Here is a 15,442-nt window from a genome sequence, read left to right on the forward strand (position 1 = left end):
GCAGGGCCCGCAAAGAGGAGTTTTCAGGAATCAGGTTATTCGGCTTCGTCCATGACAGCGGTGGTGTAGACCTCTTGGACATCGTCCAGGCCTTCCAGTGCGTCCAGAAGTTTTTGCATTTTGACGGCATCATCGCCGCTCAGTTCGGTCTCGTTCAGGGCTTTCATGACGACACCCTCTACTTCGGGGGTCAGACCGGCTGCCTGGAACGCTGCTTGCACAGCCGGGTAGTCCGTGGGAGCGCATAGCACTTCGATCAGGCCTTCTTCATCCGTCACGATGTCGTCGGCACCGGCCTCCAGGCCGATCTCCATAATCGTGTCTTCCGAGGTGCCTGGGGCGAACAGAAACTGACCGCAGTGGCGAAATTGAAACACGACCGAGCCGTCCAGACCCAGATTGCCGCCATTTTTGGTAAAGGCGTGACGCACATCCGAGACCGTGCGCTGACGGTTGTCAGTCATGCAGTCCACAATAACGGCAGCACCGTTAATGCCATAGCCTTCGTAGCGAATTTCTTCGTAGTTGGCGTCGTCTGCCCCGCCTGCGCCGCGCTGGATGGCGCGCAGAATGTTGTCTTTGGGCATATTGGCCGCGGTTGCCTTGTCCCAGGCCATGCGCAAACGTGGGTTGGACTCGGGGTCAGGGCCGCCGGCACGCGCGGCCACGGTGACCTCACGAATGATCTTGGTCCAAAGTTTGCCCCGTTTTGCGTCCTGACGACCTTTACGGTGCTGAATATTCGCCCATTTACTATGTCCGGCCATAAAGTATTACCAATTCAGTAGACTACGTTCAAAGAAAAACAGATCTATTTTAACCTGTCTGTGCGACAAGGCCCGAGCTTGGGCGAAAGTCGCTAGAATCTAGGCACTTGGCATTCTATCCGGAAGAGAACAAACAATCATGGCCGATCCAATTTTGCTTGCTCAAAACAGCAATACTCCCATTTACCTGTTGCCTGCTCTGGCTAACCGGCATGGTTGTATTACGGGGGCGACAGGGACAGGAAAAACTGTCACCTTGCAAGTACTGGCCGAGGCTTTTTCCCGGCAGGGAACCCCGGTTTTTCTGGCCGATGCCAAGGGAGACTTGAGCGGAATTTCTCAGGCTGCCCAGCCCAATCCCAAATTGCAGGAGCGTCTGCAAAAGCTGGGGCTGCCTGAACCGGCCTGGGGCGCCAATCCGGTTGCTTTCTGGGACATTTTTGGCGAGCAGGGCCATCCAGTGCGCGCCACCATCTCCGACATGGGGCCTTTGCTGTTGGCCCAGATTCTGGAGCTCAATGACACCCAGGAAGGAATATTGAACATTCTGTTCCGGGTGGCTGATGATGAGGGACAACTGATTCTGGACTTGAAGGATTTGCGTGCCTTGCTGCAAGACCTATCGGATCGTGCTGCCGAGCTGCGTAATCAGTACGGCAATATTGCTGCCGCTAGCGTAGGGGCCATTCAACGCGCCTTGCTGCGCCTGGAAACCCAAGGGGCGGATCGCTTCTTTGGCGAACCCGCCCTGGATGTGATGGATTGGATTCGTACCGACTCTGCCGGGCGCGGCATGATCAATGTGCTGGCCGCTGACAAGCTGATGCAATCGCCTCGTTTGTACGCGGTATTTCTGTTGTGGATGCTGGCTGATCTGTACGAGCGCCTGCCGGAAGTGGGCGATCTGGACAAACCGCGTCTGGTTTTCTTTTTTGACGAAGCCCACTTATTGTTTACAGGTGCCCCCAAGGCTTTGCTGGAAAAAGTCGAGCAGGTCGTGCGTCTGATCCGCTCCAAAGGCGTGGGTATTTATTTCGTGACACAAAACCCGCTGGATATTCCTGATACCGTTCTGGGCCAGTTGGGTAATCGGGTTCAGCACGCTTTGCGCGCCTTTACGCCGCGTGATCAGAAGGCTGTCAAGACAGCAGCGCAAACGATGCGCCCTAATCCCGGTTTGGATATTGAAGCGGCGATTACCGAGCTGGGGGTGGGGGAGGCTTTGGTGTCCATGCTGGATGCCAAGGGCATTCCCACGCCTACCGAGCGTGCCTGGCTGGTGGCTCCAGGTAGCCGGATTGGCCCGGCCACTGATGCCGAGCGACAGGCGGTTCGACAAGCCTCCTTGTTCGGCTTGAAATACGACCAGGCTATTGACCGCGAATCCGCCTACGAGGTGCTGGCCAAGAAAACAGCGGACGCCGCCGCCAATGGTGCAGCAGGCGCCACACAGGTCGGCGCGCCAGCAAACAAGGACGATGGCTTGATGGGCGTGGTCAATGACTTTCTATTTGGATCAACAGGGCCGCGCGGTGGCAAGAAAGACGGTTTGGTGCAAAGCATGATTAGAACCGAGACCAAACGGGCTGCCACTAAAGTGCTGCGTGGGGTATTGGGCTCTTTATTTGGAGGAAAACGTTAATGCCCTTGCAACTGCCGCATTTAATTATTGCCACCGCACGGCCATCAGAAACCACACGTTGGGCGGACGAATTCCGCAAGGCCTACCCTGATTGGAAAGTTGACGAGTTCGTAGCGGGTCAGCCCAGCACCGGGGCGACCTACGCTGTGGTGTGGCAACCGGATACGGCCTTGTTCAAGCAGGAACCTACGCTGCGCGCCACTTTCAATCTGGGGGCGGGCGTGGATGCGGTGGCAGGCCGTATCCCAGCCGAGATGCCTTTGTACCGTCTGGAGGACGCGGGCATGGCCGAGCAAATGGCCGAATATGCCTTGTATGGTGTACTGCGTGCCGTGGGTCGTTTTCAGCCCTACGAAGAGCAGGCGCGCGAGGGCAAGTGGAAAGCCTATCGCCCGATTGATCGTCGGCAGTGGCCGGTAGCCGTCTTGGGGCTGGGCGCAATTGGCAGCAAGATTGCCAAGGTCATCGCCAGCCTGGGCTATCCTGTGCGTGGCTGGTCGCGTCGTCTGCATGAAGCGGACTTCCCTTGCTATGCGGGTGAAGAGGGCCTGAAAGCGTGCGTCTCTGCCAGCCGTATCCTGGTCAACGCTTTGCCACTGACGCCGCAAACGGAAGGGCTGATCAACCGCGACCTGTTGTCCAATTTGCAGCCCGGTGGTTTTTTGATCAACGTGGCTCGTGGTGGACATTTGGTCGATGCGGATGTGCTGGACGCGCTCAAAAGCGGTCATCTGTCAGGCGCTTTGCTGGATGCCTTCACCCAGGAGCCGCTGCCTGCGGATCATCCGTATTGGGGCATTCCTTCTGTGATGGTTACGCCGCATATTTCGGGCATCACCGTGCGAGAGCTGGCGCTGGAGCAAATTGGCTCACGTATCGAGCTTTTGCAGCAAGGTAAACCAGCGGCCGGACGAGTGGATCATAGTCAGGGTTATTAAGCGTTTTCAAATTGAGGGCCAGTCTGCCAGCACGGTGGAAGCTGACAGGCTGCCTGCTGTTTCGTGAACGAAGCAGTGCTTTTTCAAAATAAGGCCATTGCGGCCAGCTAAAACCACAAGGATAGAGGAATGAGTAAAGTTCATCGCATTGCCGTGATCGCGGGAGACGGGATCGGCAAGGAAGTCATGCCTGAAGGGCTGCGTATTTTGGAAGTGGCTGCTCGTCGTCACGCCATCAATTTTGATTGGAAAGTGCTGGACTGGAGCTCGGACTACTACCAGAAGCACGGCACCATGATGCCGTCAGATTGGAAAGCCCAGTTGATGGATACCGAGGCCATTTTCTTTGGTGCCATGGGCTGGCCTGATCTGGTGCCTGACCATGTTTCTCTGTGGGAGTCCTTGTTTAAATTCCGTCGTGAATTTGATCAGTACATCAACTTGCGTCCCGTGCGTTTGATGCCCGGTGTGCGTTCGCCGCTGGCAGGTCGTGAACCTGGTGATATTGATTTCTTTATCGTGCGCGAGAATACCGAGGGCGAGTACTCCAATAGCGGCGGCATCCTGTTTGAAGGCACGCAGCGCGAAGTGGTCATTCAGGAAAGCGTCTTTACCCGCACCGGTACAGACCGTGTTTTGAAGTTCGCTTTTGAACTGGCTAAAAAACGAGGCAAGCACGTCACCGCCGCGACCAAATCCAACGGTATTTCGATTTCCATGCCTTGGTGGGATTCCCGCGTGGCCGCCATGGGCGAGCAATACCCGGATGTGAAGTGGGACAAGTATCACATCGACATTCTATGTGCTCACTTTGTACAGCACCCGGACTGGTTCGATGTGGTGGTGGCTTCCAACCTGTTTGGCGATATCTTGTCCGATCTGGGGCCGGCATGTACCGGCACCATCGGTATTGCGCCGTCGGCCAACCTGAACCCTGAACGTGTGTTTCCATCCTTGTTCGAGCCCGTGCATGGCTCGGCACCGGATATCTACGGCAAGGGTATTGCCAACCCGGTCGGTCAAATCTGGAGTGGTGCCTTGATGCTGGATTTTCTGGGCTACCCACAGGCAGCGGCCGAAGTAGTGCAAGCCATTGAGCAGGTGTTGGCTAATGGTCCGCGTACGCCCGATCTGGGCGGCCAGGCGAGCACCTCAGAAGTCGGTGCTGCCATCGCCCAGACTTTGGAAGCGATGGCCTAAACCCTTAGCTGGACTTGGGTGGGCGCAGGCCTGCCCAAGTTGGTTTGTACTTGTAGTGATTGCATGAAGTAGTGCTCAAAGCTAGCGACCACGGAACATCACAAGGCCGCTGTGGCGATGACGTGCGCTACGGTGTGTTGGTTTTGGATATCGGGTGCCCACCATCAATGTTGGGTAGGACGTCGTTTTTGATATCAGTGTGATTGAGTGCTTTTTCCAGCTCTGTCAGCACCTGACGAGTCGTAGCTAAGTCAGCGCTTGCGGATTGAAATTGTGGAAGTAGGGATTGGAGCCAGACATCATAGCGGCTCATGATCTGTTGATAGGCTTCCTGCCCGGTATCAGTGAGTTCCCAAATTGGCGAGCGATCGTGGCGAGGATTGGAATGTGGTTTCACCAATCCGTCTTCAGCGAGCTTGTTCAAGCGCTTTTGTGCTCCCTGGCGCGTCATCCCCATACTTTCAGCCACCATGGGAGCGGTCATGGCGTGGTTGGCGAGTGCGAGAGCGCCCAAGACTTGCCAGTTGGTGCTATCTGTCACGATAGTCCGCACCAGTTCATTCCCATTTTCAAGTAGTGCAGTTTTCAAGCGGAAAATGGCGAGAATGATTTCCGTCAATGATTGCTTTTGACTGCTATCAGAGTAGTTGCTAATCGTTAAGCTCCTTTCGTGGATACCGGTTGCCGCCGTAAGTTGAGTGGCATCCCATAGTACCGGTTTCAAATGTTGTGGCGTTTGATATTTCCTGCTGAGCAGTCTCAGTACCCCGGCTTTGACAGAGCGGCACCATCTTTAGCATTCAAGATGATGAGGCTTAGGTTTGTGACGCCAGCCAAAATTTCTATGGTTTGGATGAGGATGAACATTGGCCCGAAGGTGCCTGATGCTGCTAGCTTGGATAGCGCCAGTGCACTGGGTATCAAAATCACGATACCGAACGCGGCAATGATTTTCATACGCTTGATTTTAATTGCCAGTGTGGGATGCGAGGCGGAGCCTGCCATCGCTTTCCCTAGCCCGCCTGTGAGGGCAAGCAGCGGAACCAATATGAATAGCCCTGGAAAAACGATCATACGTTTTACGAAAGCGATTTCTTGCTGGCTGCCAAGAATCTCGACCAGCGTCGTGGAAAGCAGAAAACTGAAGATTACGATCCCGGCAAGGCCGCCAGCAATCGCATGAATTTTAGGTTTTATCCCAGGTGATTTTTTTACCATGGTTACCTTCCGAGGTGCTTGTGCGTTGAGAAAGATAGAGCGTCAGTCATTGCTGTACAGCTCATTATAATGGTAACTGATTTCCAGTGTGGAAATTGGTTGTCATTTTGAGGTGGCTCAATTGAGTCATAGCGCTTTTGAGTATCGACAGAAAAGGGCGTTCTTTGGGGGGGGGGCTCTTTCTCAGTGAGGGTGCTGGATGAAGGCTTAGGTGAGCCCAGCTATTTGATGTTCTGGCCCGATTGGTATTGCGCCATCGGGCCAATAAGTAGGGAAAAGGCAAGAATGGCCATCGCCCAGACTTTGGAAGCGATGGCCTAAATCCTTAGTTGGACTTGGGTGGGCGCAGGCCTGCCCAAGTGATGGCGCCAATCATGATGGCACCGCCCAGCAGCGCACGGCTGCTGGGGTATTGAGCGAAGAGCAGAGCCGCAAAGGCAATGGCGTAGACGGGCTCCAGGGCGATCACAATCCCGGCGCTGCGCGCATTCAGAACGCTGAGTGCAGAGACCAGCAGGTAGTGTGACAGCGCTGTGCAAAACACTCCCAGCAGGGCAATCCAGAACCAGTCTAATAATGTGCTATCGCCCAGCAGCGGTATGGCAAAAGGCCAGCACATCAGGGCGACAAACAGGTTCTCCCACCAGGCCACTTGCTGTGCCGACAAATGTTTGGCAGCGCGGCGGTTGATCAGGGTGAACATGGCAAAGGTAAAGCCGGAGGCAATGGCCCAGGCCAAGCCGATGGTCGATTGATCCTGAAAGTCGAAAGAGGGGGTAACCAGCAACAAACCGACGGTGACCAAAGCCAGAATGATCCATTCCGATACCGTGACGCGCTCTCGCAATACGGCCCATTCGCACAGGGTAATGAAGGCCGGGAAGCTGGCAAACCCCAAGGTGGCAATGGCCACGCCGCCTACTTTGACGGCCACAAAAAAAGTGGCCCAGTGAATGGCCAGCATGATGGAGGCCATAAGAAGGGTACGAAAGTCCGCGGCTTTCATGCCTTGCCCCAAACCGCGTCCTTGAGAGCGGATACTGATAAACAAGGCCAGGACCGCAAAGCTGGCCCGGCCAGCGGTGATCAGCATGGCGCCGACCTGGATGAGTTCACCAAAAATACCGGTCAGTCCGAACAGAACGGCGGCCACATGAATGGCTGCCAGAGCACGTCCATGCGTCATGGAAAGCGATCCGAGAAAAAAGAGTGAAATTTACGCTATTCTGGTGCTTTAGATCAGCCAGCGATAGGGCAGCGGGGTCGGGCAGGCAATACGTGTAAGGCATTATTCTAAGACATTGCAACGGGCCCCCTCATCAAAGGAGTAAAACAATGACGCAGATGGTTAAGGCGATACGGATTGAACGTAATGGAGGCCCGGAGGTATTGCAGTGGGCTTCGGTAGAGTTACCTGCTCCGCAGGAACAAGAAGTCACCATACGGCAAAAGGCGGTGGGTTTGAACTTTATCGATATTTATTTCCGTAATGGCCTCTACAGCCATCCCTTGCCCCATGGTTTGGGGTTTGAGGCGTCTGGCATTGTGGAAGCAGTCGGTTCGGGTGTCACGCACCTGAAAGTGGGTGATCGCGTCGCTTACGGTCAAAGTCCCCTGGGGGCGTATGCCCAAGCACGTAATGTACCTGCCGACCGTGTCGTGCGTATTCCCGATGCTGTCTCTTTTGAGCAGGCCGCAGCCATGATGCTGAAAGGTCTGACTTGCTGGTACTTGCTGCGCCAGACTTATCGTGTGCATGAAGGCCAGACGATTCTGTTCCATGCCGCTGCCGGTGGCGTGGGTTTGTATGCCTGCCAATGGGCGCGTGCCTTGGGTGTGAAATTGATTGGTACGGTTTCTGGCCCCGAAAAAGCAGCACTGGCGAAAGCGAATGGTGCTTGGGAAGTGATTGATTACTCCTATGAAGATGTGGTGCAGCGTGTACTGGAACTGACCAATGGCCAAAAAGTGCCGGTCGTTTATGACGGTGTGGGTAAAGACACCTGGGAGCGTTCGCTGGATTGCTTGCAACCGCGTGGCTTGATGGTCAGCTTTGGCAATGCCTCCGGCCCGGTAACCGGTGTGAATCTGGCGACTCTGGCCGCCAAGGGTTCCTTGTATGTGACTCGTCCTGTTCTGGGTGCTTATGTGCCGACGCAGGAAACCATGCAGGCCGCGGCAGATGAGATGTTCGAGCTGGTTTTGCAAGGCAAGATCAAGCCGCTGATTGGCCAACGCTTTGCACTGGATCAGGTTGCCCAGGCGCATGAGGCTTTGGCGGGTCGTCGCACGACGGGGTCTACCGTTTTGACACTGGATTAAAGCGGATTATCGGGTGTAGAGAGTGATGAACAGATAGTCTTTGTTCAGCGCTGTGCTTGAGACCAGAGGTGTGCTTATGAACCACTCATCTGCCCTTGTTGGCTTTACGTTATTTCCCAATTTACCTATCTGGTAGTTGAAAAGACGTGCTCAGCAGTCAGCCTGAATAGTTTGCCTTCTAAAAAAATGGCCTCCAATCTGGAGGCCATTTTCATTTCAGCAAAGCAACGGTGTCCGCTGGCGTGCAGCGGATAGAAGTCAACCCTGCTCGTGGTATTGGCGCACGCGCTCGACCTCATTGCGCGAACCCAGAATCACGCCAATGCGCTGATGCAGTTCTGTAGGCTGCACGTCCAGAATGCGCTGTGTGCCGTCAATCGACAAGCCACCAGCCTGCTCGACCAGGAAGCTCATGGGGTTGGCTTCGTACATCAAACGCAGCTTGCCTTTGCGACCGGAGGCGCGGGCATCACGGGGATACATGAAGATACCGCCACGGGTCAGGATGCGGTGTACATCGGCCACCATGGAGGCGATCCAGCGCATATTGTAGCTTTTACCCAGTGGGCCTTCTGGGCCTGCCAGACAGTCGTCGATATAGCGTTTTACCGGAGCTTCCCAGTGACGCATATTAGACATGTTGATGGCAAATTCAGCGGTGTCCTCAGGGATGGTGACGCGCTCAGTGGTCAATACCCAGGAGCCCATTTCCTTGTCCAGCGTGAACGCGGCAACGCCGTCACCCACAGTCAGTACCAGCATGGTTTGTGGGCCGTAAATGGCATAACCGGCCGCAACCTGGCGCATGCCGGGCTGCAGGAAGTCCTGCTCTTCGATGACGCGGTCACGCGCTTCAGGCGGTACGCTCAGCACCGAGAAGATCGTGCCAATGGACACGTTCACGTCAATATTGGATGAGCCATCCAGCGGATCGAACAAGAGCAGGTTTTCGCCCTTGGGGTAGTAGTCGGGGATACGGTGCAGGGTGTCCATTTCCTCGGAGGCCATGGCAGCCAGATTGCCGCCCCATTCATTGGCTTCCAGCAGAATTTCATTGGACAGGACGTCCAGTTTTTTCTGAACTTCGCCCTGGACGTTCTCGGAGTCCAGAGAACCCAGAACGCCGCCCAGCGCCCCTTTGCTGACGGCATGGCCAATGGCCTTGCACGCGCGAGCCACGGTCTCCAGTAGTAGGCGCACATCGGCGGTGACCGTTTTTTTCTGGCGCTGTTGCTCCACCAGATACTGAGTAAGGTTTTTCTTCAAGACAGACTCCGAGGTCAAAGAGTTAATGCTTTATGTACGATTTCGGCCACATTACCCGACAGGCCGGGTTCGGCCTGAATACGCTCCAGCGCTGCCTTGAGCAGGTCGCGGGCTTCGGGTTCAAAGCGGGCCCAGTTATCAAACACACGGGCCAGACGGGCAGAGATTTCCGGGTTGAGCTTGTCCAGGGCAATGACTTGCTCGGCCCAGAAGGTATAGCCTTCGGGCGTGTGTACCGCCTGCATATTATTCATGCAAAACTGGAAAATCAGAGAGCGAGCGCGGTTGGGATTGCGCATCGAGAAAGCCGGATGCAGCATCAAGGCGCGCACTTGGGCAACTTGTGTGCTGGGGGCGGTGGCCTGCAAGCTGAACCAGCGGTCCAGCACCAGGGGATTGTCTTGCCAGCGCTGGAAAAAGTCATCCAGGCCGTCTTGGCGATCTTCTTGGTCGCCGTAGTTCACCAGCGCACTTAAGGCACCCATGCGATCAGTCATATTGGTGGCCTGATCGTATTGATTGCGTGCCAACCGTGGGCCGGTACTCACGCCGGCAACCAGCAGATAATTCAGAGCCAGATTGCGCAAGGAGCGCTGGCCTGCCTGCAAGGCGTCTGGGCTGTAAGGAGCCTGTTCCAGGCTCAGGTACTGGTACAGCTCTTGCCAGTAGGGAGTCAGGGCCAGACCCAGTTCACGTTGGAGTTGACGGCGGGCTTGAACAACGGCACGCGGGGTCATGGGCTGGGTCTGTTCCAGCAATTCACGCTCGCTGGGAAGGGACAGGATGCGGGCCTTGTAAGCAGGGCTTAAGGCGGGGTCTTGTACCAGCGCATGCCAGGTTTGCACTACGGTCGCCAATTGTGTGGCCGAAGGAGTGCGTCCCGAGGCCGAGGACAAAATCAGACGGGTAGCCAGCAACTGCGCCGCTTCCCAGCGTGCAAATGGATCCGTGTCGTGGCGGGCTAGCAAAGCCAGCTCGGAATCCGGACGGTAGTAGTCCACCCGCACGGGGGCAGAGAAATTGCGCAGCAGGGACAGAACCGGAGCGTCGGGAATCTGCGTGAAGGTCCAGCTTTGTTCCGCTTCAGTGAAATCCAGCACCAGCGTATCGCCTTGCTGATCATCCAGGTGCAGGGTTAAGGGAGCGCCTTGTTGATCCAGCATGCCCAGGGCAAAGGGGATATGCAAAGGGGGTTTGGGCGTGGATTTGTTTTCAATCCCAGCGGGGGCATTGCTTTGGCGCAGGGTCAGCGTAGCGGTCTGGGTGGCGGGGTCGTGTTGCAGGCTGACCTGAACGCGGGGAGTGCCGGCCTGCTGATACCAGCGTCGGAACTGTTCCAGGCTGCGGCCAGGCTTGACTTGGCGATACACGCTGTCCATGCTGTCCACGAAATCATCGCACGTGACCGCTTGGCCGTCATGGCGCTTGAAGTATTCACGAATGCCAGCCTGAAAGTTTTCTTCGCCCAGCAAGGTGTGCTGCATGCGAATGACTTCAGCGCCTTTCTCGTAAATCGTGGCGGTATAAAAGTTGCTGATTTCCTGATAGCTCTCGGGACGGATAGGGTGAGCCATCGGGCCGGCATCTTCAGGAAATTGGGCCGCGCGCAAGACGCTGACATCATCAATGCGTTTGACGGCACGAGCGCTGGCAGCTTGAGGGCCGTCCAGTCCTTGCGCCAACATGTCTGCCGAGAACTCCTGGTCGCGGAACACCGTCAGGCCTTCTTTCAAGGAGAGCTGGAACCAGTCGCGGCACGTCACGCGGTTGCCCGTCCAGTTGTGGAAATATTCGTGACCAATAACGGCTTCGACGGCGTTGAAGGACGCATCGGTGGTGCTTTGTGCATCGGCCAGCACATAGGCGGAATTAAAAATGTTCAGGCCCTTGTTTTCCATCGCGCCCATATTGAAGTCGCGAGCGGCCACAATCATGAAGCGGTCCAGATCCAGTTCCAGGCCGAAGCGTTGCTCATCCCAGCGTACTGAATGCTCCAGGCATTGCATGGCCCATTCTGTTTTATCGCCGTCACCACGATCGCAATAAACCTGCAATAGGGCAGGCTGGCCATTGGCCTTTTTGATTTCACGCTCGCGTACATCAAAATCGCCGGCCACCAGCGCAAATAAATAAGAAGGTTTTGGAAAGGGGTCTTCCCAGATAGCTTGAGTACGGCCATCGTCCAGTGTGGTGCTTTCCAGCAAATTGCCATTGGAGAGCAGATACGGGTAGCGCTTGGCATCGCCACGCAGCACCACTTCATAGCGGGACATCACATCGGGGCGGTCCGGAAAGAAAGTGATGCGGCGAAAGCCCTGGGCTTCGCATTGAGTAAATAGGTTCTGGCCCGAGATATACAGGCCCATCAGCATGGTGTTCTCTTGGGGGCGGCAGCGGCTCACCAGTACCACGTCAAACTCTGTGGCCGCCGGCGAGAGCGCCAGGCCCTGCTCATCAAGCTGGTAATCCTGGGCGTTCAGGGCGACGCCATTCAGACTGATTTCAATGAGTTCAATGTCTTCGCCATCCAGCACCAGGGGGCGGATCTGGCCATCCCGGCTGCTGGCTCGAAAAGCCAGACGAACCAAGGTTTGCTCGGCCGCCAAATCAAATTCCAACCGTACCTTTTCTATTTGATAGGGGTAGGGTTGGTAATCGTGACGGGAGATCGTGGGTAAGGTGTCTGTGCGCATGTGATCCTGGTCCGACAATCGAAAAAGATGGTCTATTGTAATGTTGTTTGAACGCCCACACTGAGCGCCAGAAACAGGCAGTACACTAATTGTTCGCCAGCGCTGTGGCGCTGCCATTAATCGGGCTTGAACGTGCAAGCGAAAAACAAGCAAAGGTGAAACGATGAGCTTATTTTCTGAAGGGGCTTCCTGGCGCGCCCTACGCCTGATGGGCCTGGCATTCGCGTTGTTGACTACGGCTTGCGCTGCGCCTAGCTGGTCTGCCAAATTGACGCGTTATCAGCAATGGCCCACCACCACCAGTGGCGATACGTATTACATCAAGTCCTCGCCAGACAAAAGCGGCAGTTTGCAATACCAGTCTTTTGCTGATTCTGTGCGGGCTTCTATTGGGGTGACAGGACTGGTGCAAGCCCCTGATCTGAAATCGGCGCGTTTCGTGGTGCAAATGGATTATGGCAATCCGCAGGAGCAAAGCTGGGTGCCGCAATTTGCAGATAGCTTTTATGGCCCATCCGCATGGGGAATTGGTCGCGGCTATTATGCGCCAAATGATGGCTGGGGCGGCGGTTTCTTTTATTCTCCGAATGTAGTGAATGTTCCTGTCACTATGTATAAAAATTATCTAAATGTAATTATTACGGATAATCAAAACTCGGGCGCGGAAGTGTATCGCGCCACCGCTGTGTCGTATAGCCATTCTGACAATCTGGACCAGCAGATGCCTTTTTTGTCCCAGGCCATATTTGATGGTTTTCCCGGTAATAATGGACAAGTGATTGATATCCGATATCCATTACCTCGAGATTGAGTCGCTAGAACCCCGATATTATGTAGGGGTTTTAGATCAATAAGAAAGGGACCGCTTGAAAAGCGGTCCCTTTCTTTTGTTTGGTTTCCAAGCTTATTTGATAAGAAACTCTTCACGGCTGCGGCCATTGGCTTCTGCATCAATGATCCAGCGTGGTGGACGACCACGGCCCGTCCAGGTGTCTTGGGTGCCGGGGTGGCGGTATTTGGGAGGCAGGCTGGTTTTGGGACCATTGGAGCTAGCGCCAGCGCCGCGACGGGCAGAGTTTTCCAGAGCTTCAGCAACTTCTTCAATCGTGATCTCGTTGTCTTGCATGGACTTGACGATAGACGCAATGACAGGACGACGCTGTTTAACTCTAAGGGATTTCATCTGCTTTTGCAGACGCAGAATCTCTTTTTCGATCTTCTGCTTTGCGGAGCTGTAAGTTTCGACTGACATATAGGATTCCTGTTTCATGTTTGTAGTTATCTGATAAACCCTGCCTGCACAAGCTCATGTTTATCATGTGAAAGCAGTGTACTTTGATTTTCTTGAAAAGATAAGTGGTTTGGATAAAAAATAAACCCTTAATCAAAAAGGTGTTTGGTTTTTGTAATTATTTAAGGGTATTAGACGATTCTATGGCTCTTGATTAATTAATCTAATCAGGGGTTATCATAAAACCGAATGGGTTTATACCAAAACCATATGGGTTCATTTCTAATTAGACGGATTTTTAAATAGTTTTAATTCCGTATCAGAAAATGTCGTAAGTAGAATATTTGAACCGATTGCTTCAATCGGCTGATTTAGGGGGGGAGGGGCGTAAATGGCCTGATCCGTACGTGGGCATCGCATACGGTGGCACATTCTGTTTTAATGCTCAGATGGACGGAAGCCAAGTTGATGTCAGCACGTCTATTGGTACCCATTTTCGTCCCTTGCAGCCATGGGCTTGCCGGGGATCTGTCAGTAGGAATAAACGATGAAGTTAGTTGATCCGGCTATCAATGCTCTGGAATGTGCCCGTGGACTGTTGCTTGACCCCTGGGGTCTGGACGAAAGTCATTTGTCTGGCGCGCTCGGTGAGATCTTCACCCATCAGGCCGACTACGCCGATTTGTATTTTCAGTACACCCGTAGCGAAGGCTGGGCGCTGGATGAGGGGATCGTCAAAAGCGGCAGCTTTTCAATCGAGCAGGGCGTGGGTGTGCGTGCATTAAGCGGCGAGAAAACCGCGTTTGCCTATTCGGACTCCCTCAGTCCCGAGGCGTTGCTGTCCTCGGCCCGTGTGGTGCGTTCGATTGCACGCCAGGGCGGTTCGGGTAAAAGCGGCATTTTGGTGCCGACCGATTCACCGCGCCCCCCCTTGTATACCGGCACGGACCCTATCGCCAGTTTGCCTGCCCCTGAGAAGGTGGCTTTGCTGGGAAGGCTGGATGCTTTGGCGCGTGCGGCAGATTCGCGCGTGGTGCAGGTCATGGCCAGTCTGGGTGCGGAATACGATGTGGTGCTGGTCGCCGGTAGCGATGGCCGGTTGGCAGCCGATGTACGTCCCTTGGTGCATTTGTCCTTGTCGGTCATTGTTGAACAAAATGGCCGTCGTGAACGCGGCTCGGCAGCCGGTGGCGGGCGGGTTGACCTGTCCTATTTCTCTGACGATATGCTGCGCAGTTATGTGGACAAGGCTGTGCGTTCAGCCATGACAAATCTGCAAGCCAAACCGGCACCCGCTGGGCAGATGACGGTGGTTCTGGGGCCGGGCTGGCCAGGCGTCATGCTGCACGAAGCGGTAGGCCATGGTTTGGAGGGCGATTTCAACCGGAGAGGCAGCAGCTTGTTCTCGGGCCGTATTGGCCAGCGCGTGGCTTCTAAAGGCGTGACCGTCATTGATGATGGCACCTTGGAAAACCGCCGTGGTTCCTTAAATATGGATGACGAGGGCAATACCACGCAACGTACGGTTTTGATTGAAGACGGTATTTTGAAAGGCTACTTGCAAGATACCCATAATGCGCGCCTGATGGGGACGGCCATTACGGGTAATGGCCGCCGTGAATCCTACGCCAGCCTGCCCATGCCGCGTATGACCAACACCTTTATGTTGGGCGGCGATAAGGATCCTCAGGAAATTATTGCCTCGGTTAAAAAAGGTTTATATGCCGTAGACTTCGGTGGCGGCCAGGTTGATATTACTAGCGGTAAGTTTGTTTTCTCCGCCTCGGAAGCCTGGGTGATTGAAAATGGGAAACTGATGTACCCCGTTAAAGGGGCCACCCTGATTGGTAGCGGACCCGATGCCATGAATCAAATCAGTATGATCGGTAATGACATGCAGTTGGATTCAGGAGTGGGTACTTGCGGTAAAGAAGGTCAAAGTGTTCCGGTTGGGGTCGGGATTCCTACCGTGCGGATGGAAAACCTGACTGTGGGTGGAACCGCCTGATTTAATTTGCTGGCTAATCAAAACCAATAAAAAGACCGCCCGAAGTTGAATTAACGGGGGCGGTCTTTTTTGATGCCGCTTTTATTGCAGCACAGCACATTGCTTTTAGTTTTGATTTTTGCGCGGCAGGCACAACGGTGTTGGGATTAATGAGTAT

The 15,442-nt window shown here is 54.6% G+C and carries 13 protein-coding genes; 6 read left to right on the forward strand and 7 right to left on the reverse strand.

Annotation, left to right across the window (positions count from 1 at the left end; genetic code table 11):
• Positions 1 to 35: 35 nt before the first annotated feature.
• On the reverse strand, positions 36 to 767 hold the full coding sequence (locus tag AB7E06_RS06140; protein WP_026483044.1) for a YebC/PmpR family DNA-binding transcriptional regulator: 732 nt from the start codon (positions 765 to 767) through the stop codon (positions 36 to 38).
• Between the two features lie 139 nt (positions 768 to 906).
• Between AB7E06_RS06140 and AB7E06_RS06145 the strand changes: the two genes are divergently transcribed.
• The 3 genes from AB7E06_RS06145 to AB7E06_RS06155 all read left to right on the forward strand — a co-directional run bounded on the left by AB7E06_RS06145 (position 907) and on the right by AB7E06_RS06155 (position 4,547).
• Positions 907 to 2,409, forward strand: a complete 1,503-nt coding sequence (locus AB7E06_RS06145) for a helicase HerA-like domain-containing protein (protein WP_094197244.1) — start codon at positions 907 to 909, stop codon at positions 2,407 to 2,409.
• The gene (locus tag AB7E06_RS06150; protein ID WP_125276571.1) at positions 2,409 to 3,347 is read left to right on the forward strand and encodes a 2-hydroxyacid dehydrogenase; all 939 of its coding nucleotides are present in this window, start codon (positions 2,409 to 2,411) and stop codon (positions 3,345 to 3,347) included. Before AB7E06_RS06145 ends, AB7E06_RS06150 begins: the two co-directional genes overlap by 1 nt.
• Before the next feature lie 129 nt (positions 3,348 to 3,476).
• Positions 3,477 to 4,547: a tartrate dehydrogenase gene (locus AB7E06_RS06155; RefSeq protein ID WP_108727717.1), complete on the forward strand. Its 1,071-nt coding sequence runs from the start codon at positions 3,477 to 3,479 to the stop codon at positions 4,545 to 4,547.
• A gap of 127 nt (positions 4,548 to 4,674) precedes the next feature.
• Here AB7E06_RS06155 and AB7E06_RS06160 read toward each other — a convergent pair whose 3' ends face one another.
• From AB7E06_RS06160 to AB7E06_RS06170, 3 genes are all read right to left on the reverse strand, one after another.
• Positions 4,675 to 5,166: a MarR family winged helix-turn-helix transcriptional regulator gene (locus AB7E06_RS06160; RefSeq protein WP_159086128.1), complete on the reverse strand. Its 492-nt coding sequence runs from the start codon at positions 5,164 to 5,166 to the stop codon at positions 4,675 to 4,677.
• 140 nt (positions 5,167 to 5,306) lie between these two features.
• On the reverse strand, positions 5,307 to 5,765 hold the full coding sequence (locus tag AB7E06_RS06165) for a hypothetical protein (protein ID WP_108727715.1): 459 nt from the start codon (positions 5,763 to 5,765) through the stop codon (positions 5,307 to 5,309).
• A gap of 325 nt (positions 5,766 to 6,090) precedes the next feature.
• Complete coding sequence (locus tag AB7E06_RS06170; protein ID WP_094197241.1) at positions 6,091 to 6,951, reverse strand: DMT family transporter; 861 nt, start codon at positions 6,949 to 6,951, stop codon at positions 6,091 to 6,093.
• Positions 6,952 to 7,100: 149 nt separating this feature from the next.
• On the opposite strand from AB7E06_RS06170, the gene AB7E06_RS06175 reads away from it, so the two are divergent.
• Complete coding sequence (locus AB7E06_RS06175; protein WP_162496897.1) at positions 7,101 to 8,087, forward strand: quinone oxidoreductase family protein; 987 nt, start codon at positions 7,101 to 7,103, stop codon at positions 8,085 to 8,087.
• Between the two features lie 258 nt (positions 8,088 to 8,345).
• Here the strand turns inward: AB7E06_RS06175 and AB7E06_RS06180 are convergent, their stop codons facing one another.
• Together AB7E06_RS06180 and pepN are read right to left on the reverse strand one after the other, a co-directional pair.
• The gene (locus tag AB7E06_RS06180; protein WP_321278717.1) at positions 8,346 to 9,371 is read right to left on the reverse strand and encodes a class 1 fructose-bisphosphatase; all 1,026 of its coding nucleotides are present in this window, start codon (positions 9,369 to 9,371) and stop codon (positions 8,346 to 8,348) included.
• Entirely contained in the window at positions 9,368 to 12,046 is a 2,679-nt protein-coding gene (gene pepN / locus AB7E06_RS06185) for an aminopeptidase N (protein WP_427955735.1), read from the reverse strand. The genes AB7E06_RS06180 and pepN overlap by 4 nt, the downstream gene beginning before the upstream one ends.
• 163 nt (positions 12,047 to 12,209) lie before the next feature.
• On the opposite strand from pepN, the gene AB7E06_RS06190 reads away from it, so the two are divergent.
• Positions 12,210 to 12,857 carry a DUF4136 domain-containing protein gene (locus AB7E06_RS06190; protein ID WP_094197238.1) on the forward strand — a complete coding sequence of 216 codons (648 nt, stop codon included), beginning with the start codon at positions 12,210 to 12,212 and terminating at the stop codon, positions 12,855 to 12,857.
• A 93-nt stretch (positions 12,858 to 12,950) separates the two neighbouring features.
• On the opposite strand, the gene AB7E06_RS06195 is transcribed toward AB7E06_RS06190, so the two are convergent.
• The gene (locus AB7E06_RS06195; protein WP_094197237.1) at positions 12,951 to 13,298 is read right to left on the reverse strand and encodes an H-NS family nucleoid-associated regulatory protein; all 348 of its coding nucleotides are present in this window, start codon (positions 13,296 to 13,298) and stop codon (positions 12,951 to 12,953) included.
• Between the two features lie 526 nt (positions 13,299 to 13,824).
• Between AB7E06_RS06195 and tldD the strand changes: the two genes are divergently transcribed.
• Positions 13,825 to 15,285, forward strand: a complete 1,461-nt coding sequence (gene tldD / locus AB7E06_RS06200) for a metalloprotease TldD (RefSeq protein ID WP_094197236.1) — start codon at positions 13,825 to 13,827, stop codon at positions 15,283 to 15,285.
• Positions 15,286 to 15,442: the final 157 nt, after the last annotated feature.

The sequence above is a fragment of the Alcaligenes sp. genome, assembly GCF_050255915.1.
GTDB lineage: Bacteria > Pseudomonadota > Gammaproteobacteria > Burkholderiales > Burkholderiaceae_B > Alcaligenes > Alcaligenes aquatilis.